The following is a 22,741-nucleotide window of genomic DNA, read 5'->3' on the forward strand; positions in this document are numbered from 1 at the left end:
AAGATGCGGTCTGTGACGGCAACCATCCTGGACGGCAAGGCGACTCTCGCGACGATCAAGGACGAGCTGCGTGCGCGCGTGGCGGCGCTCGCTGAGCGCGGGATCGTCCCCGGTCTCGGCACGGTGCTGGTCGGTGACGACCCCGGCTCGAAGTGGTATGTCGGCGCCAAGCACAAGGACTGCGCGAGCATCGGGATCAACTCGATCCGGCGCGATCTGCCTGCGACGGCCACCCAGGCCGAGGTCGAAGCAGTCATCGACGAGCTCAACGCCGACCCGGCGTGCACCGGCTTCCTGGTGCAGCAGCCGACCGGACTCGACGAATTCGCTTTGCTGTCACGGGTTTCCCCGGACAAGGACGTCGATGGCCTCCACCCGGTCAACCTGGGCAAGCTGGTGCTGGGGGAGACCGGTGCGCTGCCGTGCACCCCGATCGGCGTCATCGAGCTGCTGCGCCGGTATGACGTGAACCTGAACGGTGCGGAGGTCGTGGTGGTCGGCCGCGGATTGACTGTCGGGCGCCCGCTGGGGCTGCTGCTGACCCGCCGTTCGGAGAATGCGACGACCACCTTGTGCCACACCGGGACTCGTGACCTGGCCGCGCACACGCGCGGTGCCGACGTGATCGTCGCGGCCGCCGGTGTGCCCGGCCTGATCACCGCCGACATGGTGAAGCCCGGCGCCGCCGTGCTCGACGTCGGCGTTTCCCGAGTCGACGGCAAGATCGCCGGAGACGTGGCCCCCGACGTGGCGTCGGTGGCCGGACACCTCACCCCGAACCCGGGCGGCGTCGGCCCGATGACGCGCGCGATGTTGCTGACGAATGTCGTCGCGGCGGCTGAACGGCAGGCCGAACAGGCGTGAACAAGTTCAGTCTCGGACCGCTGTGGTGGTTCGTGATCCTCGGCAGCGCGGTCGCGCTCTTCGTGCTGTCGACCGGTCCGGTCCGCGGTGGCGGCTACCTGCTGGCGCTCGTGTTCGCCGTCGCCGGGCTGGGACGGCTCGCGCTGCCGGAGAGCCTGGTCGGCGCCCTCGTCATACGGTCGAGAGCGCTGGACGGCGCGGCGTTCCTCATCCTCGCCTGCGCGATCGGCTTCATCTTCGGCATCGTGAAGCTCACCCCGCTGCCCGGCTGACCTGCGGGCGGCCGGTGCGAGCGGGACAGCCCGTGCGTGCATAACTGGCAACGGTTGCCGGTTGTGCGTCGGTATGCCGTCTCAACGCGTACATAACCGGCAACGGTCGCTGGTTATGGGTGGGTATGCCGTCTCAACGCGTACATAACCGGCAACGGTCGCTGGTTATGGGTGGGGCCATTGCCGACACAGTCATAACCTGCAGCTGATCAGCGATGCTCAGCCGAAGTGCCGGCGCCAGCCGTCTTGGATCCGGATGCGAGGGCCGCCGGCAGCGACGACCTTGTCGGTGATGCGGACCAGGACGCGTAACGGGTCGGCATACATCGATGTCGACGTGATGATGACGAACTTCCAGCCCAACGCTTCCAGGTCCTCGCGGCGCAGAATGTCCTTGTCCCACTGGTTGATCCGCTCCACGTGATGGCGCCCGTCGAACTCGACCGCCACCTTCCAGTCGGGAAAGGCGAGGTCGATCTCGCGGCTTCTGCCGGTCGATCTGTCGTGGACCACGAAGTTGATCTCCGGCTCTGGCAGGCCACCGCTGAGCATGAGCAGGCGGAGGCGGCTTTCGTTCGGTGATCGAACCCAAGCTCGTACCATGCGGGCAACCTCACGCGCGTGCGGAGCCCCGTGGCAGGTCTTGTCGGCGACGAACTGCCGAAGGTATGTCGGGCTGCACGGTGCATTGCGGACCAGCGAGTCGCCGAAGACCAGAAGATCGACGAACTCCAGGGGTCGCGCCAGGTCGAGGAACGTCTGGCCGGGCGTCGTCACACGAATTCCCTTGTAGGTCACCAGGTCCGGGTCGTTCTTGTAGAAGCGCAGTCGAACGCCGTCCAGAGTGCAGTGATGCCTGGTGCGGGTGCCGAAGTGCAAGGACGAGGCCGTTGGCGTGATGCCACCGTAGAGCCGACCGGCGCTGTGCTCCGCAGCAAACTGCGCGCTCGGTACAGCTCGCAGACCGAATTTCAGCAGGTCGACGTAAGGCGGATCGGCTCCCACCCGGGCGTATCCGCCGCGGAAGAGTCGGCGGTAGTTGTCGCTGGCGAGGTCGCGACGTTCAAGCCCAGCGGCATACGCCTCCTGAGCCGTGAAGAGGTCAGGCAGGGCCGCCGGGTTCGGCCAGTCGATCGGTTCCGGGGAGGTCATGCCTCACAGTTGCATCGTGTGTGACCACCCCGCAGAAGTTGTCCACAGGCGTCGCCTGGAGGGGAGGCTGGGGCAGCACGTGCACAACCGGCAACGGTCGCCGGAAATGTGCGTGCTCGCTCCGGTTTCGCGTACATAAGCGGCAACGGCCGCCGGTTATCGACTGCTGGTCAGCATCGGCGTGCACAAGTGGCAACGGTCGCCGGAAAAGTCTGCGTTTCGACCGGTTTCGCGTACGTAAGCGGCAACGGTCGCCAGTTGTGTGGAGGTGAGCGCCGGCGCGGCATACAGATGACACACAAAACGGGCGCCGGTCCGAAGACCAGCGCCCGTTCCTTGTATGGCGAGAGGTATGACGAAACCGCCGAGCCATCCGGCGGAACGCCTACCAGCCTCAGATCAGGCCGAGCTCCTTGACGGTGTCGCGCTCGGACTGCAGCTCCTTGACCGAGGCGTCGATCTTGCCGCGGGAGAAGTCGTCGATCTCCAGGCCCTGCACGATCGACCACTTGCCGTCGGCAACGGTCACTGGGAAGGAGCTGATGATGCCCTCCGGGACGTCGTAGGAGCCGTCGGACGGGACCGACATCGAGACCCAACCACCGTTGGTGCCGTTCTGCCAGTCACGGGCGTGGTCGATGGTCGCGGACGCGGCCGACGCGGCGGACGACGCGCCGCGGGCCTCGATGATCGCGGCGCCGCGCTTGGCGACGGTCGGGATGTAGGTGTTCGCGATCCAGTCCTGGTCGTTGATCGCCTCGGCCGCGGACTTGCCGCCGACCTGCGCGTGGAACAGGTCGGGGTACTGCGTCGCGGAGTGGTTGCCCCAGATCGACATCTGAGTGATGTCAGTGGTTTTCACGCCCAGCTTGGCGGCCAGCTGCGCGAGCGCGCGGTTGTGGTCCAGGCGGGTGAGGGCGGTGAAGCGCTCGTTGGGGATGTCGGGAGCGTTGCTCATCGCGATCAGCGCGTTGGTGTTGGCGGGGTTGCCGGTGACGGTGACCTTGATGTCGTCAGCAGCGACCTTGTTGAGGGCCTTGCCCTGCGGGCCGAAGATGCCGCCGTTGTCCTTGAGCAGGTCGCCGCGCTCCATGCCCGGGCCGCGCGGCTTTGCGCCGACCAGGAGGGCGTGGTTGACGCCGTCGAAGACCGTCTCGGCGTCATCGCCGATCTCGACGCCGGCGAGCAGCGGGAAAGCACTGTCGTCGAGCTCCATGACGACGCCCTCGAGCGCCTTGAGTGCCGGGGTGATCTCCAGCAGTCGCAACTCGACCGGGGTGTCCGGGCCGAAGAGGTCGCCTGCGGCGATGCGGAAAAGCAGGCTGTATCCGATGTTGCCGGCGGCGCCGGTGACGGCGACCTTGACTGGCGTTGCGCTCACGTGAACTCCCAATTCGGGCGAGGGGACAGTCTTCCTTTGCTATGACGCCCTATGACGCTAGCAGCGACTCGACAAGGCCTGACACCGAGGTCTTGTCCCGCTGCCGCTAGCCTGGTATGGCGCGACAGCGCCACAGACCCCCGGTTCGATCAGCCGGCACGACCTATACAAGGAGCCAGAAACAGGCATGGAGAAGATCAAGGTCAAGAACCCGATCGTCGAACTCGACGGCGACGAGATGACGCGCATCATCTGGCAGTTCATCAAGGACCGGCTGATCCACCCTTACCTCGATGTCGACCTGAAGTACTTCGACCTCGGGATCGAGAGCCGCGACGCCACTGACGACCAGATCACGGTCGACGCGGCCAACGCCATCAAGGAGTTCGGCGTGGGCGTCAAGTGCGCGACCATCACTCCGGACGAGGCGCGTGTGGAGGAGTTCGGCCTCAAGGAGATGTGGAAGAGCCCCAACGGCACGATCCGCAACATCCTCGGCGGCGTCATCTTCCGTGAGCCGATCATCATCTCCAACGTGCCGCGCCTGGTGCCCGGCTGGACCAAGCCGATCATCATCGGCCGTCACGCACACGCCGACCAGTACAAGGCGCAGAACTTCAAGGTGCCCGGCGCCGGCAAGGTGACGATCACCTACACGCCCGCCGACGGCGGCGAGCCCGAGGTGCACGAGGTCGCGGAGTACGGCGAGGACGGCGGCGTCGCGATGGGCATGTACAACTACAACAAGTCGATCGAGGACTTCGCTCGCGCGTCGCTCAACTACGCGCTGCAGCGCAACGTGCCGTGCTACCTGTCGACCAAGAACACCATCCTCAAGGCGTATGACGGCCAGTTCAAGGACATCTTCCAGCGCATCTTCGACGAGGAGTTCAAGGAGCAGTTCGACGCCGCCGGCATCACCTACGAGCACCGGCTGATCGACGACATGGTCGCCGCGTCGCTGAAGTGGGAGGGCGGCTACCTGTGGGCCTGCAAGAACTACGACGGTGACGTCCAGTCCGACACCGTCGCACAGGGATTCGGCTCCCTCGGCCTGATGACCTCGGTGCTGATGACCCCGGACGGCAAGACCGTCGAGGCCGAGGCCGCGCACGGCACGGTGACCCGGCACTACCGTCAGCACCAGCAGGGCAAGGCCACATCGACCAACCCGATTGCGTCGATCTTCGCGTGGACCCGTGGGCTCGCCCACCGCGGCAAGCTGGACGAGACCCCCGAGGTCACGCAGTTCGCCGAGACTCTCGAGCGGGTCTGCATCGAGACCGTCGAGAGCGGCAAGATGACCAAGGACCTCGCGCTGCTGATCAGCAAGGACCAGTCCTACCTGACCACCGAGGAGTTCCTCGCCGCACTCGACGAAAACCTCCAGCAGGCCATGGTCGGCGCCGCAGCCTGACCCACCTGTCCACTGGCCGATCCTTCGGCCAGTGGACGGACACTCGCGGGACGAGCCCACGTGTGCAGCGCGAATTGCGCTGCACACGTGGGCTTCTCGCGTGTCGGGCGATATGTGGGTATGTCGCCGAGATCAGGGATACTGGCAGCATGATCGACAAGGCCGAGGTCCACAGCTGGCTGACCGACATGGACGGCGTCCTGGTGCACGAGGAGCGCGCCATACCCGGCGCGGCGGAGTTCCTCGGCCGGTTGCAGGCGCTCGGACTGCGTTTCCTGGTCCTGACCAACAACTCGATCTTCACCCCACGCGACCTGCGGGCGAGGCTGTCCGCCAGCGGGATCGACATCCCCGAGGAAGCCATCTGGACCTCAGCCCTGGCGACCGCGAAGTTCCTGGACGACCAGCGACCCAACGGGTCGGCGTATGTCGTGGGGGAGTCCGGCCTGACCACGGCGCTGCACGACATCGGTTACATCATGACCTCGCGGGACCCGGACTACGTGGTGCTGGGGGAGACCCGCACCTACTCGTTCGAGGCGATCACTCGGGCGATCAGGTTGGTCGCCGGAGGCGCACGGTTCATCGCCACCAACCCCGACCCCAGCGGACCGTCACCGGACGGGCTGATGCCGGCGACCGGGTCCATCGCGGCATTGATCACCCGGGCGACCGGTGTCGAGCCCTACTACGTCGGCAAGCCCAACCCGCTGATGATGCGCAGCGCGCTCAACCGCATCGAGGCGCACTCGGAGTCGACGGTGATGATCGGTGACCGGATGGACACCGACGTGGTCAGCGGGCTCGAAGCCGGCCTGCGGACGATCCTGGTGCTGACCGGGTCCACGTCGCCGGAGCAGGTCGCGCGGCACCCGTTCGTGCCGACCCGGGTCGTCGACTCGATCGCCGACGTCGTGCCGCTGGTGGACGAGTTCGCTCCGGGCGACTGACCCGTCGTCCGACGCTGTGCTCGGCCTGCCGTGCCGGCCTCAGTTGGTGTAGGAGGCTCGGAAGTGCTCGATGGTCCGGGCCAGCCCGTCGGCCAGCGGTGTCACCGGCTCCCAGCCGAGGGCGGACTTCGCCAGCGACAGGTCCGGTCGGCGCCGCGTTGGGTCGTCCTCCGGCAGTGCCTCGTGCACGATCGGTGACCGGCTGCCGGTCAGCCGCACCACCAACTCGGCCAGCTCCAACATGGTGAATTCGCCGGTGTTGCCCAGGTTGACCGGGCCGGTGAATGACGGATCGGACTCCATCAGCGCCAGCAGGCCGCCCACCAGGTCGTCGACGTAACAGAAGGACCGGGTCTGCGTGCCGTCGCCGTAGATCGTGATCGGCTCGCCGCGCAGCGCGAGCATGATGAAGTTGGAGACGACCCGCCCGTCGTCCGGGCGCATCCGCGGCCCGTAGGTGTTGAAGAGCCGCGCGACCTTGATCGGCAGGTCGTGCTGGCGCCGGTAGTCGAAGAAGAGCGTCTCCGCGCACCGCTTGCCCTCGTCATAGCAGGAGCGCACCCCGATGGGGTTGACGTTGCCCCAGTAGTCCTCCGGCTGAGGATGCACATCGGGGTCGCCATAGACCTCGGACGTGGAGGTCAGCAGGATCCTGGCGCCGGTGCGTTTGGCCAGGCCGAGCATGTTGATGGACCCGTGCACGCTGGTCTTGGTGGTCTGGACCGGATCACGTTGGTAATAAACCGGACTCGCCGGGCATGCGAGGTGGAAGATCTCGTCGACCTCGACATACAGGGGGAAGGTGACGTCGTGCCTGATCAGCTCGAAGGCCGGGTTGTCGAAGAGGTGATGCAGGTTCGAGCGCATCCCCGAGTAGAAGTTGTCGACGACGAGGACCTCGTCGCCGCGGTCGAGCAATCGCTCCACCAGGTGGGAGCCGATGAATCCCGCACCCCCGGTGACCAGCACTCGTCGATCCGACACGACACGTTCACCTTTCGCCTGGTGGCTACCGGCCGGTAGCCACGGTGTTCATCGAACCATGCGTGCTCAGTGCTCGTCGCCGCGGCCGCTGTGCCGGCGCACGAAATCGGCGAGATCGGCGCTCTGCTGCACGCGCGTCGGCTGATGCACGTAGGTCATGTGCCCGGACTCGTAGAAGTGGTGCTCCAGCCGGGGGAGCAGCTCCGGTGCGAGCCGGGCGACGTCGTCCATCGCACAGAAGTACGGAGTGGCACCGTCGTAGTAGCCGTAGCCGAAATGCACTGCCAGATGGGGGTTCTGGCGCATCGACCGGGCGAGCCGGTCGATGACGTAGACCGCGGAGTTCTCGAACTCCTTGAAGCTCCACTCGCGACCGACGTCCTCGCTGATCACGCGGTAGACCTGCTCGCTGGTGACACCGAGCTCGACGCCCAGGTAGTGCTGGAACGCGGCGGAGTAGGGCCCGGTGATCGCATCCATCGACGGGTCGGCGTCCATCTCCTCGGCGATCGCGCTCCTGGCCGGCCCGGTGAAGCGTGAGTCGAGTCGCCCCACCGTGCGCCGCTGGTCACGCAACAGCTCGCCGAAGAATCGCCAGTGCTCGATGCGCAGGTCGGCCCGGTCGACGTAGTCCGGGCTCAGCCCGGTCAGCGACGCAAGACGCGAAATGGCTTCTGCCCGCTCGAGATCGGTGAGCCGGTTGCCGCGGGAGAGCACCCAGGGGTAGTCGCGGGCGGCATACTCCTCGGCCTCGTCGAGGACCTCGCGCAGCGTCCGGCCCGGATGCTTGCCGTGGAAGTGCGCGGTTGCGGCATAGAACGGCAGGTAGAGCGTGTGTGCTCGGTCGTTGCCGCGCTCGAAATTCGCGGTGCCGAAGTCGAGCACGCTGCTGATCAGGATCAGGCCGTTGAGATAGAGCCCGAGCTTCTCCTGCAGGTGCTGCGCCAGCGCCGCCGCACGCGTCGTGCCGTAGGACTCGCCCGCGACGAATTTCGGTGAGAGCCAACGGTTCTGGCGGGTCACCCAGGTGCGGATCACCTCGCCGACGGACTCGATGTCGGCGGTGAAGCCGTGGAAGTCCTTCGGCTTGCCGCCGGTCACCACGCGCGACAGACCGGTCGACACGGGGTCGATGAAGACCAGATCGGTCGAGCCGAGCAGCGTCTCGGGGTTGTCGACCAGGTCGTATGGCGGCGGCCGCAACGCACCGGCGTCGCCCATCTCCACCCGCCGCGGCCCGAGCAGACCCATGTGCAGCCAGAGGCTGGAGCTGCCGGGACCGCCGTTGAACGCGAAGGTGACCGGGCGCTCCCGGGGATCCGCGTCGTCGAGTGTGTATGCCGTGATCGCGACCTCCGCCACGGGCTTGCGGCCGTGCCACACACCGTCGGTCAGCTCGTCGGCGTGCAGGACGAGGGTGCCGGACTCGCTGGTGTAGGTGAGGGATCCGGCGGCGGTCGCCAGTGTGTGCGACCGGCGGACCAGGGCATCGGCGGGCGGGTCGGTGAGTGTTGTGTCGGGAGATGCGGCAGGGGCGGAAGTGGTGCGGTCGCCGGAGTCGTCAGGTCGCTGATCAGTCACCCACCCGATGCTAATCATTCGTGCAAAGACTGTTGTCTGCGTCACAGAGCCTCTTATGATCGAGATCCGGGGCGAGGGAGAGAGCGAGGCACAGATGCGTGCTGGGTCGACCGACCAATCCAAGGCCGACGAGTGGTCGCGAGGTGCGCGCGTGAGCGGTTCGCGGTTGCGAGCGGCAGCTCTGGTCACGGCCACAGCGCTCGCGGTGGCGGTGCCGATGTCCTCGGCGTCGGCAACCGACTCGTCCGGAGCGGGCAGCTCGAAATCGAAGTCGTCTGCCGCAGGTGACTGCGTTGTCGGACAGGCCGGATGGCGCGCTCCGGTCCAGCAGCGCTATGTCATCACCTCACCGTTCGGGGACCGCGACAATCCGATCTCGCACAAATACCGGCTGCATGCGGGTGTCGACCTGGCGATGCAGCCGGGTCCCGGGCCGGTCGTCGCCGCCGATGCAGGCACCGTGGTCCGCTCCGGACCCTACGGCGGGCTGGGCAACGAGGTGACCATCCAGCACGCCAATGGTGTGCAGACCCTCTACGGCCACATGGCGCACATCGCCGCAGACATCACCCCCGGCAGCAAGGTGCAGGCCGGCCAGGTGCTCGGCAAGGAGGGCTCGACCGGTGCGAGCACCGGGCCGCACCTGCACTTCGAGGTGCACGTCAACGGCAAGCCGGTCAATCCGGTGCCGTTCATGAAGCAGCACAACGCGCCGCTCGACGGGCGCGCGCCGGCTCCGGTCACGGCGACTCCGTCCGCGGCAGGCTTCGCGCTTCCGGCGGCGGGCACTCCGCGCAAGGCGAGCCTGCATCAGGGCGCGATGTCGATCCCGCCGAAGCTGATGCAGCTCTACCGCGGCGCGGGCGAGAAGTATGGCGTCCCCTGGGCGTTGCTGGCCGGCATCGGCATGGAGGAGACGGCCCAGGGCCGCAACAACACCACCTCGTCGGCCGGTGCGATGGGCCTGATGCAGTTCCTGCCGAGCACGTTCGCGCACTACGGCGTCGACGGCGACGGCGACGGCAAGGTGGACATCCACAGCGACGCCGACAGCGTCTACTCCGCTGCCAACCTGCTGCGTGCGGTCGACGTCGCGCAGGGTGCCGCTGGTGTGCGGCGCGCGTTGTTCGCCTACAACCATGCGGAGTGGTACGTCAACGACGTGCTCTACTACGCGGCGGCATACGGCAAGGGCGCAGGCGGTGTTGCCTGCACCGACGGCGCCGAGACGGCGGCCAGCAGCCGGGCCGCCGGTGCGGTCCGGTGGGCCGAGAGCGAGGTCGGACACGCCTATCGCTTCGGCGCGAACGGTCCGGATGCCTGGGACAGTTCGTCGTTCGTGCAGGCGGCATACAAGAACGCAGGCGTGCAACTGCCGAGAACCGCCCAGCAGCAACGTGATTGGCTCGCCGCAGGGCACGGCACTCGCGTGCAGCCCGGAGACGAACGGCCCGGTGACCTGATCTTCGAGGACAGCTACCTCGGGCCCGGCAAGGTCGGCTTCGTCATGATCGTCACCGACCCGCAGTCACAGCGCGCGGTGGCTGCCCGCACCCCGACGCTCGCGGTGTCCTACGCGACCTACGCCGGTGCACAGCACACCAAGCACATCTTCGAGGTATGGCGGGTCAACGCGCCGCGATGACGAGGTGCACGCCCTGTTTGCTGATCTGGCGCTGAGCGCGCTCGTCGAGGTCGGCGTCGGTGATCAGGGTGTCGACCTTGTCAAGCGTGGCGATGGTCGACAGGCCCACGGTGCCCCACTTGCTGTGGTCGGCGACCACGATGACCTGCTGCGCAGCCTTGATGAGTGCCCGATTGGTCTGTGCTTCCAGCAGATTCGGAGTCGTGATGCCGGCCTCGAGGTCGATGCCGTGGACACCGAGGATCAACGTGTCGACGTGCACGGTGCTCAGCATCTCGTTGGCCACCGGTCCGGCCAGTGCGTCCGAGGGAGTGCGCACCCCTCCGGTCAGCACGATGACGCGGTCGTTGTCGTCGGGATCGTGCAGCAGCTCCGCCACGCGGGGGGAGTTGGTCACGACGGTCAGCCGACGGATGCCGACAAGCTGCTCGGCGACGGCATACGCGGTGGTGCCGGCCGAGACGGCGACCGAGGAGCCGGGGGAGATGAGACCGGCTGTGGTGCGGGCGATCTCGGACTTGGCCACCTGGTTCAGCTCGGACTTGGCGGAGAACCCGGGCTCGTCGGTGCTGCGGTCCGCGCGGGTCGCGCCTCCGTGCACCTTGCGCACGATGCCCTTGCGGGCGAGCGTCTCGATGTCCCGACGGATGGTCATGTCACTGACGCCCAGCTCGGCGACGAGTTCGGACACGCGGATGCCGCCGTCCTGCTCCACCGCCTGCGCGATGAGCTCCTGCCGCTGACGGGCGAGCATCGTGACCTCCCTTCGGGGCACACTGATCCGGACCGTGCGACCGGATCGAAAGATTCTAAACACGATCAAACATGGCGGCACAGTCCAGTCAGGGGTGACCGATGGCCCGATCGGTGACGTGGGAGTGAGACACTTTCCCGCGTGCCCGGGCATCCGTCGCCCCACCCAACTGTCCGGTGCCGCACGAATCAGGTTCGAGTGCAGTGAGTTCCAGTGCAATGAGTTCGAGTGCAATGAAAGAGAGCACGTGCCGTCCATGAGCGAGACCGCGCCCAGCAGCCTTACCAAACCGAGCTTCCAACCGGGCACCCCACGGATCCTGTCGGGAATGCAGCCCACCCACGACTCGCTGCACCTGGGCAACTACCTCGGCGCTCAGGTCAACTGGGTCCGCATGCAGCGGGATTTCGATGCGTTCTTCTGTGTCGTCGACCAGCACGCGCTCACCGTCAACCCGGACCCAGCTGATCTGCGCCAGCGCACCCGGGTCACCGCGGCGCAGTATCTCGCCGGTGGCATCGATCCGGAGACGTCGACGGTGTTCGTGCAGTCGCACGTGCCCGAGCACTCCCAACTCGCCTGGGTGCTCAACTGCATCACCGGCTACGGCGAGGCCGCCCGGATGACGCAGTTCAAGGACAAGTCCTCCAAGCGGGGCACCGACGGCACCAACGTCGGCCTGTTCACCTATCCGATGCTGATGGCCGCCGACATCCTGCTGTATGACGCCACCTCTGTCCCGGTCGGCGAGGACCAGCGCCAGCACCTGGAGCTGACCCGCGACCTGGCGCAGCGCTTCAACTCCCGCTACGGCGAGACGTTCGTCGTGCCGGGCGGCCACATCCCCGAGGGCACCGCCAAGATCATGTCGCTGCAGGAGCCGACGGCCAAGATGAGCAAGTCGGCGGACAACCAGAACGGCAACCTGATGATGCTCGACGAGGTGAAGGCCAACACCAAGAAGATCAAGTCGGCCGTCACCGACACCGACAACGAGGTCCGCTACGACGTCGAGGCCAAGCCCGGCATCGCCAACCTGCTGCGCATCCACTCCGCGCTGTCCGACGACTCGATCGAGGCACTCGTCGAGCGCTACGCGGGGGAGAACAAATACGGCGCGCTCAAGACCGACGTGGCAGCGCTGGTCGCCGACGTGCAGGCGCCCTTCAAGGCACGCGTCGAGGAGCTGCTGGCCGACCCGGCCGAGCTCGACCGCATCCTCGCGCGCGGTGCTGAGCGAGCGCGTTCGGTTGCCGCCGTTGTGCTCGAACGTGCTTATGCCGCAGTCGGATTCCTCCCCTCGGGGGCTGCTGCCCGATGAAGACGATCGGCGTATCGATCCCCATCCCGGCGCCCTACGCCGCAGAGTTGCAGCAGGCGCGGCTGGAGGCCGGTGACCCGCTGGCCGACGCCGTCCCGCCGCACGTGACGCTGATGCCGCCGACGCCGATCGAGGCCGACGCGGAGCCCGGGCTGCGTGCGCACCTGGCTGCGGTCGCGGAGTCGGTCTCGTCCTTCCGGATGACGCTGCGTGGCACCGCGACCTTCCGGCCGATCTCACCGGTGGTGTTCGTCGCGGTCGTCGAGGGCATCGCCAGTTGTGAGCAATTGGAGTCGGCCGTGCGCTCCGGTCCGGTCGCTCGTGAGCTGGCGTTTCCCTACCACCCGCACGTCACGATCGCCCACGGCGTCCCCGAGGCGGCGCTGGACGGTGCGTTCAGCGCACTGGCGTCATACGAGCGGAGTTTTGTGGTCGATGGGTTCGATCTCTACGAGCACGGTGACGATCAGGTATGGCGGTCGGTCGCGACCTGGCCGCTCGGACGGTAGCTCCCGGCCGATTAGGTGAACCTTATTTCGATGTCAAGGTACTTTGCGGCGTAACCTGAGAGCCGTGGCAACCTCAACCGTCTCCAAGCCGCCTCGAGTCCGCACCGGTAAGCAGGGAAGCACGGTCTTCCTCAAGCTGCTGATGGCCGTGACAGGCATCATCTTCGTGCTCTTCGTGATTGCCCACATGTACGGCAATCTCTACAAGCTCTTCGACGGCCATGCGGCCTTCAACGAATACTCCGAGCACCTGCGCACCATCGGTGAGCCGATGCTCCCGCGGCACGGCTTCCTCACCGTCATGGAAGTCATCCTGGGCGTCAGCGTGCTGCTGCATGCCTACAGCGCCGTGGTGCTGTGGAAGCGCGCCAAGGCCGCGCGCCCGCAGCGGTATGTCATGAAGAAGTCGATCGCACAGTCGTTCTCGAGCAAATGGATGCGATGGGGCGGCCTGTTCATTCTGCTCTTCGTGATCTGGCACCTGCTGCAGTTCACCAACCCGAAGTTCAACGTCGGCGAGGGTGGCAACAGCGTCGCGATCAAGAACGACCCCTACGAGTTGGTGGTGCACAGCTTCAACGTGTGGTGGGTGACGCTGATCTACGTGCTGGCGATGTTCGCCCTGGGGATGCACCTGCACCACGGCATCTGGAGCGCGTCGCAGACCCTCGGTTTCACCTCGACCGCTCGGTCCCGTGCCATCGCCAAGACCGTCGGCATCGTCGTCGCGCTGATCGTCGCCGTCGGCTTCGTCATCCCGCCGCTCGCCATCGCCTTCGGCGGAATCAAGTAAGGACTGCTGCCAGATGTCTGAACTCATCGACAACCTCTACTCGATCGGCGACACGATCGAGGACACCAAGGCCCCGGACGTCCCCATCCCGGAGATGTGGACCCAGGCCAAGTTCGACAACAAGCTCGTCAACCCCACCAACCGGCGCAAGCTGTCGGTCATCATCGTGGGCACCGGGCTGGCCGGTGGCGCTGCCGCAGCCACACTCGGCGAGGCCGGCTACCACGTGAAGTCCTTCTGCTACCAGGACAGCCCGCGTCGGGCGCACTCCGTGGCGGCACAGGGCGGCATCAACGCCGCCAAGAACTACAACGACGACGGCGACTCGATCTACCGCCTGTTCTACGACACGGTCAAGGGCGGCGACTACCGCAGTCGCGAGTCCAACTCCTACCGCCTGGCCGAGGTCAGCGCCAACATCATCGACCAGTGCGTCGCGCAGGGTGTGCCCTTCGCCCGCGACTACGGCGGTCTGCTGGACAACCGCTCGTTCGGTGGTGTGCAGGTCGCTCGCACGTTCTACGCCCGCGGCCAGACCGGCCAGCAGCTGCTGATCGGCTGCTACCAGGCGATGGAGCGCCAGGTTGCGGCCGGCACGGTGGAGCAGTTCACCCGCCACGAGATGCTCGAGCTGATCATGGTCAAGGGCAAGGCACGCGGCATCATCGCGCGTGACATGGTCACCGGCGAGATCGAGACGCACCTCGCCGACGTGGTCGTGCTGGCCAGCGGCGGTTACGGCAACGTCTTCTTCCTGTCGACCAACGCGATGGGCTGCAACGTCACCGCGACCTGGCGCGCGCACCGCAAGGGCGCCTACTTCGCCAACCCGTGCTACACGCAGATCCACCCGACCTGCATCCCGGTGTCCGGCGACTACCAGTCCAAGCTGACGCTGATGAGCGAGTCGCTCCGCAACGACGGCCGCATCTGGGTCCCGAAGAGCCGCGACGACGTGGAGAAGGACCCGCGCGACATACCCGAGGAGGACCGCGACTACTACCTGGAGCGCAAGTACCCCGCGTTCGGCAACCTGGTGCCGCGTGACATCGGTAGCCGGCAGGCAAAGGTCGTGTGCGACGAGGGCCGCGGGGTCGGCCCGAAGGTCGGCGACTTCCGGCGCGGCGTCTACCTCGACTTCGCGTCCGCGATCGAGCGGATGGGTGTCGAGGCGGTCAAGACCAAATACGGCAACCTCTTCGACATGTACCAGCGGATCACCGGTGAGGACCCTTACAAGGTGCCGATGCGCATCTACCCGGCGGTGCATTACACGATGGGCGGCCTGTGGGTCGACTACGGCCTGGAGACCACCATCCCCGGCCTGTTCGCGGCGGGCGAGGCCAACTTCTCCGACCACGGTGCCAACCGCTTGGGCGCGTCCTCGCTGATGCAGTGCCTGTCCGACGGCTACTTCGTGTTGCCCAACACCATCCGTGACTACCTGGCGCAGGGCCCGTTCGAGCCGGTCGCCGAGGACGCTCCGGAGGTGCTCGAGGCCCGCAAGTCCGTTGAGGACCGCATCGAGAAGTTCCTGTCCATCGACGGTGACCGGACGGTCGACTCCTTCCACAAGGAGCTCGGCAACATCGTCTGGGAGTACTGCGGCATGGAGCGCAACGACGCCGGGCTGCGCAAGGGCATCGAGCTGGTCCGCTCGCTGCGCGAGGAGTTCTGGCGCAATGTCAAGGTGCCGGGCTCGGCCGCGACGCTCAACCAGTCGCTGGAGAAGGCCGGCCGGGTGGCCGACTTCTTCGAGCTCGCCGAGCTGATGTTCATCGATGCACTGCACCGCACCGAGTCGTGCGGCTGCCACTTCCGATCCGAGTCGCAGACCGAGGACGGTGAGGCACTGCGCGACGACGAGAAGTTCGCGTATGTCGCCGCCTGGGAGTTCGCCGGCGGCAACGAGGGCAGCTTCGAGCCGCCCGTGCTGCACAAGGAAGACCTCGTCTACAACTTCATCCAGCTGAAGCAGCGGAGCTACAAGTAATGAATCTGACACTGAAGATCTGGCGCCAGTCCGGCCCCGACGCACAGGGCGAGCTGGTGACCTACCCCGTCACGGACATCTCCGAGGACATGTCGTTCCTCGAGATGCTCGACGTGCTCAACGAGCAGCTGACCCAGCAGGGCGACGAGCCGGTCGCGTTCGACTCCGACTGTCGTGAAGGCATCTGCGGCATGTGCTCGCTGATGATCAACGGCGAGGCCCACGGCCCGGAGGTCACCACGACCTGCCAGCTGCACATGCGCTCGTTCACCGACGGCGACACCATCACCATCGAGCCGTGGCGTGCCCAGGCCTTCCCGCTGGTCAAGGACCTGATCGTGGACCGCTCGGCATTCGACCGGGTCATCCAGGCCGGTGGCTACATCTCGGTCAACACCGGTGCTGCGGTGGAGGCCAACAACCTGCAGGTGCAGAAGCACAAGGCCGACCGTGCCTTCGACACCGCGACCTGCATCGGCTGTGGTGCATGCGTCGCCGCCTGCCCGAACGCCTCGGGCATGCTCTTCCTCGGTGCGAAGGTCACGCACCTGGGCGAGCTGCCGCAGGGTCAGGCCGAGCGCGACTCCCGTGTCGTGAAGATGCTCAACCAGCACGACGCGGAGGACTTCGGCGGTTGCCAGAACCTCGGCGAGTGCTCGGCGTCGTGCCCCAAGGAGATCCCGCTGGACGTCATCAGCCAGCTCAACCGGGACTTCATCAAGGCCAAGCACTGAGCTGAGTCTGTGGCGGCGCTGTCGTCATACGAGAAGGGCCGGTCGGGATCTCCCGACCGGCCCTTCTGCTGTGCTCGTCCCTACCGCGCGGCCAATTCGTTGATCTCCGGAGCGGCAGAGCCCGGAGTGAAGAGCATCCGCACGCCCGTCACCTGCCAGGACGGGTCGACGTCACCCGTCGCGTATGACGAGCCCGACGCCAGCGTGCCGACGGTCGACCAGGTGCCGTCGTGCTGCACCTGGAGCTCGCCGGATCCGGCCGACGCGACGACCGAGAGCTGGTGCAACGACACCGGATCGTCATATGTATGAGCGAGATACGAGCCGTCGACCGGCTTCGACGCCGCGTGGTAGGCCGTCGTCAGATTGGCGTCGAACGCCTCTGCCGGACTCGTGCCGTCGGTGGCCGGCAGGTTCGAGGAGGCCGGCGAGGTCGCCGAGACAGCGAAGTCGCGGATCTTGACCCACTTGCCGCCCGGGTTCGTCGCGGTCGCGCGCAGCCGGACGTAGCGTGCCTGCACCGGCTTGTCGAAGCTGTACTGGATGACCGCCTTGGTGTCGAATTCGCCTGCGGTGGACCAGTTCTGGCCGTCCGTGGAGTACTCCAGCGCCGCGTGGTAGATCATGTCGCCGGTCTCTGTGTCGTTGTCCGACTGACGCACCACGACGTTGCCGACCTGCTGCACCGAGCCGAGATCGACCTGGACGTTGCTGCCCACCGACGGGGCGGCGTTCGACCAGTAGTAGGTCGACGTGTCGTCGTCCGTCATACGACCGATGGCGTAGGTGGAGTAAGTGCCCATCGACGTGCTGGGCGTGCTCGGATACTTATTGACGTCAATGGGTTTCGCGCCGAGCCAGTTGATCAGTTCCTTGTTCGCCTTGGCGGTGAACGCCCCGAACGCCCCGTCGCCGACGGTCGGCACGATCTGGTTCGGCTGCGGTGCACCGCTCGAGTCCTGGTCGGGCACGGTCGGCTGCTTCGCCTGATCGATCAATTTCTGTGCGGCGAAGTACTCAGCGGTCGCCTTCGCCCCGTCGTCGGCGTCGATCGCCTTGAGCATCGCGATCTCGTGCTGCAACGCCTTGGCCCACAACGACGCCGCGTCGGCCCAGGGCTTCGTGTCGCTGGTGAAGCCGCGTTGCGCCATAGCGCTGAGACTGTGGGGGAGATCGACGATCGCCGCGAGCCGCTTCGCGAGCGCGGTGCCGCCGGTCGTGCCGTCCTCGCGGGCGGTCCAGAACGCCGCGATGTCCTTGCTCAGCGCGGGGGCCTTCTGCGTGCTGTCGCGGTACGGCCACTCCTGGTTGAGGTCGGCGAAGGTGCGCAGTGCCTCGCGGGTGCCCTGGTCGGGACCGGCGAGTTCGTCGAGCGCCGCGGACATGGAGGCGTCTGCGTCATACTGCGGGCCGTTCCAGGTGTAGTCGCCGTAATTGGCGAGCGCGGGCATCGACGCGTAGGGCTCGATCATCGGGTTGGACGTGAAGCCGTCGATGTACTTGTAGAGGTCGGGCGCCCGCCCGGTCAACGGGTTGAGGAAGAGCCGGCCGCGCTTGCCGTCGTTCACCGGGAAGTTGTCCCAGATGTAGAGGTGGTCGGTGTTGTATGACGTGCTGGCGCGCTGCACCGACTCCGCCGTGATCGTGTCGGAGAAGACGCCCTCGCCGGTCCACTGCACGCGCACGTCGCCGCCCAGCCGGGCACCGAACTCGGCCTTGTAGGGGTCCGGGCCGGAGCCGTTGTAGTTGGTCGGGACGGTCTGCAGCGGCTCGAGGTGGTTCGGCTCGATGTACTCCTTCTGCAGCTTGTTCAGGTAGTCGGCCTGGGCGTCGGCCAGCCAGTGCCAGTCGCCGTTGTCGGGGTACTTCTGCTTGTCGGCGTCGCAGTGGAACTTGAGCGGGATGTCGTCTAGGGCAATGTAGAAGGAACGGACGCCGAGGTTGCGCAGCTGGTCGAACTTCTTGACGGTCGCGTCGAAGTCGGACTGTGACGAGTAGCAGATGTCGTTGCCGGGGGACAGTGCGAAGGTGAAGTCGACGTGGTTGGCGTTCGCGGTCTTGACCAGCTCCTGCATCCGGGTCAGGTCGTCGCCGCTGTATGGCGTGCGCCATTTCGCCCGCAGCAGTTGGTCGTCCTTCGGCGTGTAGATGTAGGTGTTCATCTTGTGCTTGCCGTAGAACGCCATCTGGTCCAGACGGGCCTGGTGCGACCAGGGAATGCCGTAGAAGCCCTCGATCGCTCCGCGGATCGACATCAGCGGCCAGTCCCGGATGCTCACCCCGGGCACTCGCTTGTGCGTGATCAGCTGGCGCAAGGTCTGCGCTGCGTAGAACGTGCCGCGCTGGTCGACGCCGTTGAGCACGACGGTGGGCTTGTCGTCATACCGACCGGTGGCCAGCACGTATCCGTCGGCCTTCAGGCCGGTCGCGTCCTTGGTGCCGAGCGCACCGACGACGTCGTCGATCGCGGGGTTGTTGGCGACGGTGCCGAGGTAGATGCGCTTGCCGCCGCCGGAGGCGGTCTTGACGACGGTCGGTGTGCCACCGGCCGCCTTCACCAGCTGCGTCACCAGCTCGACGGTCGGCTGGTCCGCGTTGTCACCGGTGACGATCTGGACCTTGCCGCTGAGCGGGACCGGAGCGCCGGACGCCTGCATCTGCTGCGGCTGCGGGAAGATCTTCGGGAGCGCGGATGTCGTTGGGGCTGTGGAGTTTTTACCCGCAGCGTGGGCGGGCGCCGCGGCGGTGCCGGCGAGGCTGAACGCGAGGGCAACGGCGGTGCCGAGCGCGACGGTCGTACGCCGCGCGATGCGATGACGGGGGAGCGGTGCAGGGGTGGGGGACGGGTGTGTGGTCACCATGGTCTTCCTTCCTCAGGCCCGGCCCAGCGGGGAGAGGTCTGGACCAGTTCGACCCACGGGACGCTAGCGAACTTCGGCGCACGGTTGTGGACCGTGCGCCGGGCAAGTTCGGGCGGGAAGGAGAGACTCAGGCGGCGCGTCGGGTGCCGGACGCGCTGACCACGGTCCGATAGATCGCGACGAGCTCGTCCACCGCGTACGGCCAGTTGCGCTTCTCGACCTTGCTCCGGGCGCTGCGGCTCATCCGTGCCCGCATCGACGGGTCGGCGACGAGTCCGCCGACGGCCTCGCGCAGACCGCCGCAGCGGTCCGGGTCGAAGAGCAGACCGGTGACGCCGGGTCGGACGATGTCCAGCGGGCCGCCGGCAGCGGGTGCCACGACAGGCACACCCGATGCCATTGCCTCCTGCAGCGTCTGGCCGAACATCGCGTGCCGGCCGGGATGCACGAAGACGTCGAAGGCCGCGAAGGTCCCGGCGAGCTCCATGCCCTGTCGGTGACCGAGGAACGACGCACGCGGCAGCAACTGCTCCAACTGGTCGCGGCACGGACCGTCGCCGACAACCGCCAGCGAGACGCCGGGCAGGTCGGCGATCTCGGCCAACCGATGCAGCTCCTTCTCGGAGGTGAGTCTGCCGACATACCCGACGATCGTCTCGCCCCCGGGCGCCAGGCAACGGCGCAGTTCGCGGGTGAGTTCGCTGTCCCGGCGGTTCGGGTGGTAGACGGTCGTGTCCACACCGCGTGCCCAGCGGCCGACGCGCGGCACGCCGTGTGCAGCGAGTTGCTGCATCGCCGCGGCGCTGGGCGCCAGCGTCATACCGGCGACGGACAGGGCACGCCGCAGCGACTTGGCGGACGGGTGCGCGAGGCGCCCGGGGAGATCGGTCTGGAAGACCGCGACGCTGGGGATGCCCAGGTGATCGGCGGCATTCAGGCCGCGCGGGCCCAAGCCGTGCGGTGAGGCCACATGCACGACATCGGGTGCGAAATCGTGCAGGTGCCGCTCCAGCTCCGCGGTGCGGCCGCGCAGGCGCAGCCCGTCGACTCTGATGCCGCGCACCGTTCGCACCGGGAATCCGCGGTATGACGCAGGCGCTGGGCCGGGGCAGAGCACCATCGCCTGATGGCCGGTGGCAGCCAGGCGGTCGAGGACCTGACACACGGTCGTGGTCACGCCACCCCAGGCCGGGATGAAGGACTCGGTCACAATCGCAACTCTCACGAGTGACACGGTGCCGTGCGCGTGTGTACTTCGAGTGAACAGTGGGTGTCCGATCCCGTGAGCGCGCGGTGAAGAACGTGCATTAGCTTGTTGCCCATGTCGACCGACGAGACCGGACCCATCGCGAACTTCTGGACGGTGATCCCCGCCGGCGGTTCGGGCACCAGGCTGTGGCCGCTGTCGCGCTCGGGGTCGCCGAAGTTCCTGCACGATCTCACCGGCTCGGGGTGGTCGTTGCTGCAGGGCACGGTCGACCGCCTGGCGCCGCTGTCGGAGGACCGGTTGCTGATCGCCACCGGCCTGCGCCACGCACCCGAGGTGCGCCAGCAACTGCCCGACCTCGGCATCGACTCCCTGTTGGTCGAGCCGTCCCCGCGCGAGTCCATGCCGGCCATCGGACTGGCCGCTGCGATCCTCGAGCAGCGCGACCATGACGCGATCATCGGGTCCTTCGCGGCCGACCACGTCATCCGCGACGACGAGTCGTTCCGTGCCAGCGTCCGCGAGGCCGTCGCCGTCGCGCGCACCGGCAAGCTGGTGACCATCGGCATCGAACCCAAAGGTCCCGCAACAGGTTTCGGCTACATCAAGCTCGGAGCGGCGCTCGACGTCCAGGGCGCACCCAACGCGCACGGTGTCGACTCGTTCGTGGAGAAGCCCGACGTCGACACTGCCCGCGCCTATCTCGCCAGTGGCGAATACCGTTGGAACGCAGGCATGTTCGTCTTCCGGGCGAGCATGTTGCTCGACATGCTCGACCATTACCAGCCCGGGCTCGCTGCCGACCTGCGTGCCATCGCGGACAATCCGCTGCGACTGACCGAGCTGTGGCCCCGACTGACCGAGATCGCGATCGACAAGGCGCTCGCCGAGCCGGCCGCTGCAGACGGTCAAGTCGCAGTGATCCCAGGGCATTTCGACTGGGACGACGTCGGCGACTTCGACTCACTCGGCTCCCTGCTGACCGAGTCCATCGACGGTATCAAGGTGCTCGGCAATGCCGAGGACGTCGTGGCCGAGGACACCACCGGTGTGATCGCGCCGCGCTCCGGACGGGTGGTCGTCACCCTCGGAGTGGAGGACATCATCGTCGTCGACACCCCTGACGCGCTGCTGGTCACGACCCGCGAGCGGGCACAGGACGTCAAAACCGTCGTTGCCCGGCTGAAGTCCGGCGGTCGCGACGAGCTCGTCTGATGGGCCTGCCGAGCTGGGCTCTGCACACTGGCTACCGCCGCGCCGTGCGCCCCGCGCTCTTCCGCGTGGGCGGCGGTGACGCCGAGGCCGCGCACCACCTCACGCTCCGCCGTATGGCGCAGCTCGGGGAGCACCCTTCCGCCATACGTGCGCTGGGTTGGGGCATGCCGCAACCGCGCCGGCCCGTCGAGGTCGCCGGCGTGACGTTCCCCGGGCGCGTCGGGCTCGCGGCCGGCGTCGACAAGGACGGCCTGGGCGTAAAGGTCTGGGAACACTTGGGATTCGGGCACATCGAGCTCGGCACGGTGACGGCACAGGCGCAGCCCGGCAACCCGCAGCCGCGGCTCTTCCGGCTGCGCGGCAGCGACGCGATCATCAACCGGATGGGCTTCAACAATGCGGGCGCGCAGGCTCTCGCGGACCGGCTCGCTGCGGCGGGCCCGATTGGCATACCCGTGGGTGTGAGCATCGGCAAGACCAAGGTGACGCCCGTCGAGGACGCCATCGACGACTACCTGGCCAGCCTTGCCGCGCTCGATGCCCATGCCGACTATTTCGCGGTCAACGTCTCCAGCCCCAACACCCCGGGACTGCGCTCCCTGCAGGACAAGGAGCCGCTGGCCGAGCTGCTCGCCGAGCTGGTCAATGCCACCGCGACCCGCTCACGCACGCCGATCTTCGTCAAGATCGCGCCCGACTTGACCGACGGCGCGATCGACGACGTGCTGGAGGTCGCCCAGCGTGCCGACGCCAGCGGGATCATCGCCACCAACACCACGCTGTCGCGCGACGGCATCGCGGAGACCGACCTGCCGCTCGCCGACGAGGCCGGGGGACTGAGCGGTGCGCCGCTGACCCGCCGCGCGCGCTACGTCGTGGCGCGCATCGCCGACCGGTCGCCGCTGCCGGTGATCGGCGTCGGGGGAGTCATGACTGCCGACGACGGACGCGCGTTGATCGATGCCGGCGCCTCCCTCGTGCAGGTCTACAGCGGTTTCATCTACCGCGGCCCCGCCCTCGTCGCCGACCTCAACCGCGCCCTGTCTTGACCGAGAGGCGTACCAAGTGACCGAGAGGAGTACGAAATCACCCGGATTTTCTACTCCTT

Annotated in this window: 19 protein-coding genes; 12 read left to right on the forward strand and 7 right to left on the reverse strand. The window is 67.1% G+C overall.

Annotation, left to right across the window (positions count from 1 at the left end):
- The first annotated feature begins 12 nt into the window (after nt 1–12).
- Nucleotides 13–864 carry a bifunctional methylenetetrahydrofolate dehydrogenase/methenyltetrahydrofolate cyclohydrolase gene (locus ACSZL9_RS09470; RefSeq protein WP_446665243.1) on the forward strand — a complete coding sequence of 284 codons (852 nt, stop codon included), beginning with the start codon at nt 13–15 and terminating at the stop codon, nt 862–864.
- On the forward strand, nt 861–1,136 hold the full coding sequence (locus tag ACSZL9_RS09475) for a DUF3017 domain-containing protein (protein ID WP_446665244.1): 276 nt from the start codon (nt 861–863) through the stop codon (nt 1,134–1,136). Before ACSZL9_RS09470 ends, ACSZL9_RS09475 begins: the two co-directional genes overlap by 4 nt.
- Nucleotides 1,137–1,355: 219 nt before the next feature.
- On the opposite strand, the gene ACSZL9_RS09480 is transcribed toward ACSZL9_RS09475, so the two are convergent.
- Nucleotides 1,356–2,288 carry a hypothetical protein gene (locus ACSZL9_RS09480; protein WP_446665245.1) on the reverse strand — a complete coding sequence of 311 codons (933 nt, stop codon included), beginning with the start codon at nt 2,286–2,288 and terminating at the stop codon, nt 1,356–1,358.
- A gap of 394 nt (nt 2,289–2,682) precedes the next feature.
- Complete coding sequence (locus tag ACSZL9_RS09485; RefSeq protein ID WP_446665246.1) at nt 2,683–3,669, reverse strand: malate dehydrogenase; 987 nt, start codon at nt 3,667–3,669, stop codon at nt 2,683–2,685.
- A 187-nt stretch (nt 3,670–3,856) separates the two neighbouring features.
- On the opposite strand from ACSZL9_RS09485, the gene ACSZL9_RS09490 reads away from it, so the two are divergent.
- Together ACSZL9_RS09490 and ACSZL9_RS09495 are read left to right on the forward strand one after the other, a co-directional pair.
- Entirely contained in the window at nt 3,857–5,086 is a 1,230-nt protein-coding gene (locus ACSZL9_RS09490; protein WP_446665247.1) for an NADP-dependent isocitrate dehydrogenase, read from the forward strand.
- 149 nt (nt 5,087–5,235) lie between these two features.
- On the forward strand, nt 5,236–6,036 hold the full coding sequence (locus ACSZL9_RS09495; protein WP_446665248.1) for an HAD-IIA family hydrolase: 801 nt from the start codon (nt 5,236–5,238) through the stop codon (nt 6,034–6,036).
- A gap of 39 nt (nt 6,037–6,075) precedes the next feature.
- Here ACSZL9_RS09495 and ACSZL9_RS09500 read toward each other — a convergent pair whose 3' ends face one another.
- Together ACSZL9_RS09500 and ACSZL9_RS09505 are read right to left on the reverse strand one after the other, a co-directional pair.
- Entirely contained in the window at nt 6,076–7,020 is a 945-nt protein-coding gene (locus tag ACSZL9_RS09500) for a UDP-glucuronic acid decarboxylase family protein (protein WP_446665249.1), read from the reverse strand.
- A gap of 66 nt (nt 7,021–7,086) precedes the next feature.
- On the reverse strand, nt 7,087–8,601 hold the full coding sequence (locus tag ACSZL9_RS09505) for a S10 family peptidase (RefSeq protein WP_446665250.1): 1,515 nt from the start codon (nt 8,599–8,601) through the stop codon (nt 7,087–7,089).
- 151 nt (nt 8,602–8,752) lie between these two features.
- On the opposite strand from ACSZL9_RS09505, the gene ACSZL9_RS09510 reads away from it, so the two are divergent.
- A complete protein-coding gene (locus ACSZL9_RS09510; RefSeq protein ID WP_446665251.1) occupies nt 8,753–10,246 on the forward strand; it encodes a peptidoglycan DD-metalloendopeptidase family protein in 1,494 nt (497 codons plus the stop codon).
- Here ACSZL9_RS09510 and ACSZL9_RS09515 read toward each other — a convergent pair.
- The gene (locus ACSZL9_RS09515) at nt 10,230–11,000 is read right to left on the reverse strand and encodes a DeoR/GlpR family DNA-binding transcription regulator (RefSeq protein WP_446665252.1); all 771 of its coding nucleotides are present in this window, start codon (nt 10,998–11,000) and stop codon (nt 10,230–10,232) included. The two genes, ACSZL9_RS09510 and ACSZL9_RS09515, sit on opposite strands and share 17 nt — an antisense overlap.
- A 256-nt stretch (nt 11,001–11,256) precedes the next feature.
- On the opposite strand from ACSZL9_RS09515, the gene trpS reads away from it, so the two are divergent.
- The 5 genes from trpS (at nt 11,257) to ACSZL9_RS09540 (ending at nt 16,350) form a co-directional block, all read left to right on the forward strand.
- Nucleotides 11,257–12,321, forward strand: coding sequence for a tryptophan--tRNA ligase (trpS, locus tag ACSZL9_RS09520; protein WP_446665787.1), 1,065 nt, complete (start codon nt 11,257–11,259; stop codon nt 12,319–12,321).
- Nucleotides 12,318–12,830, forward strand: a complete 513-nt coding sequence (locus ACSZL9_RS09525; protein WP_446665253.1) for a 2'-5' RNA ligase family protein — start codon at nt 12,318–12,320, stop codon at nt 12,828–12,830. Before trpS ends, ACSZL9_RS09525 begins: the two co-directional genes overlap by 4 nt.
- Nucleotides 12,831–12,894: 64 nt before the next feature.
- Nucleotides 12,895–13,623: a succinate dehydrogenase cytochrome b subunit gene (locus ACSZL9_RS09530; RefSeq protein WP_446665254.1), complete on the forward strand. Its 729-nt coding sequence runs from the start codon at nt 12,895–12,897 to the stop codon at nt 13,621–13,623.
- A 13-nt stretch (nt 13,624–13,636) separates the two neighbouring features.
- Entirely contained in the window at nt 13,637–15,616 is a 1,980-nt protein-coding gene (locus ACSZL9_RS09535) for a fumarate reductase/succinate dehydrogenase flavoprotein subunit (RefSeq protein ID WP_446665255.1), read from the forward strand.
- Entirely contained in the window at nt 15,616–16,350 is a 735-nt protein-coding gene (locus ACSZL9_RS09540; RefSeq protein ID WP_446665256.1) for a succinate dehydrogenase/fumarate reductase iron-sulfur subunit, read from the forward strand. Before ACSZL9_RS09535 ends, ACSZL9_RS09540 begins: the two co-directional genes overlap by 1 nt.
- Before the next feature lie 80 nt (nt 16,351–16,430).
- Here the strand turns inward: ACSZL9_RS09540 and ACSZL9_RS09545 are convergent, their stop codons facing one another.
- Complete coding sequence (locus ACSZL9_RS09545) at nt 16,431–19,211, reverse strand: beta-N-acetylglucosaminidase domain-containing protein (RefSeq protein WP_446665257.1); 2,781 nt, start codon at nt 19,209–19,211, stop codon at nt 16,431–16,433.
- 127 nt (nt 19,212–19,338) lie between these two features.
- Entirely contained in the window at nt 19,339–20,436 is a 1,098-nt protein-coding gene (locus ACSZL9_RS09550; protein WP_446665258.1) for a glycosyltransferase family 4 protein, read from the reverse strand.
- 96 nt (nt 20,437–20,532) lie between these two features.
- Here ACSZL9_RS09550 and ACSZL9_RS09555 point away from each other — a divergent pair, with 96 nt between their 5' ends.
- Nucleotides 20,533–21,633, forward strand: a complete 1,101-nt coding sequence (locus tag ACSZL9_RS09555; RefSeq protein WP_446665259.1) for a mannose-1-phosphate guanylyltransferase — start codon at nt 20,533–20,535, stop codon at nt 21,631–21,633.
- Nucleotides 21,633–22,682, forward strand: coding sequence for a quinone-dependent dihydroorotate dehydrogenase (locus ACSZL9_RS09560; protein ID WP_446665260.1), 1,050 nt, complete (start codon nt 21,633–21,635; stop codon nt 22,680–22,682). Before ACSZL9_RS09555 ends, ACSZL9_RS09560 begins: the two co-directional genes overlap by 1 nt.
- Nucleotides 22,683–22,741: the final 59 nt, after the last annotated feature.

The sequence above is a fragment of the Flexivirga sp. B27 genome, from assembly GCF_052905685.1.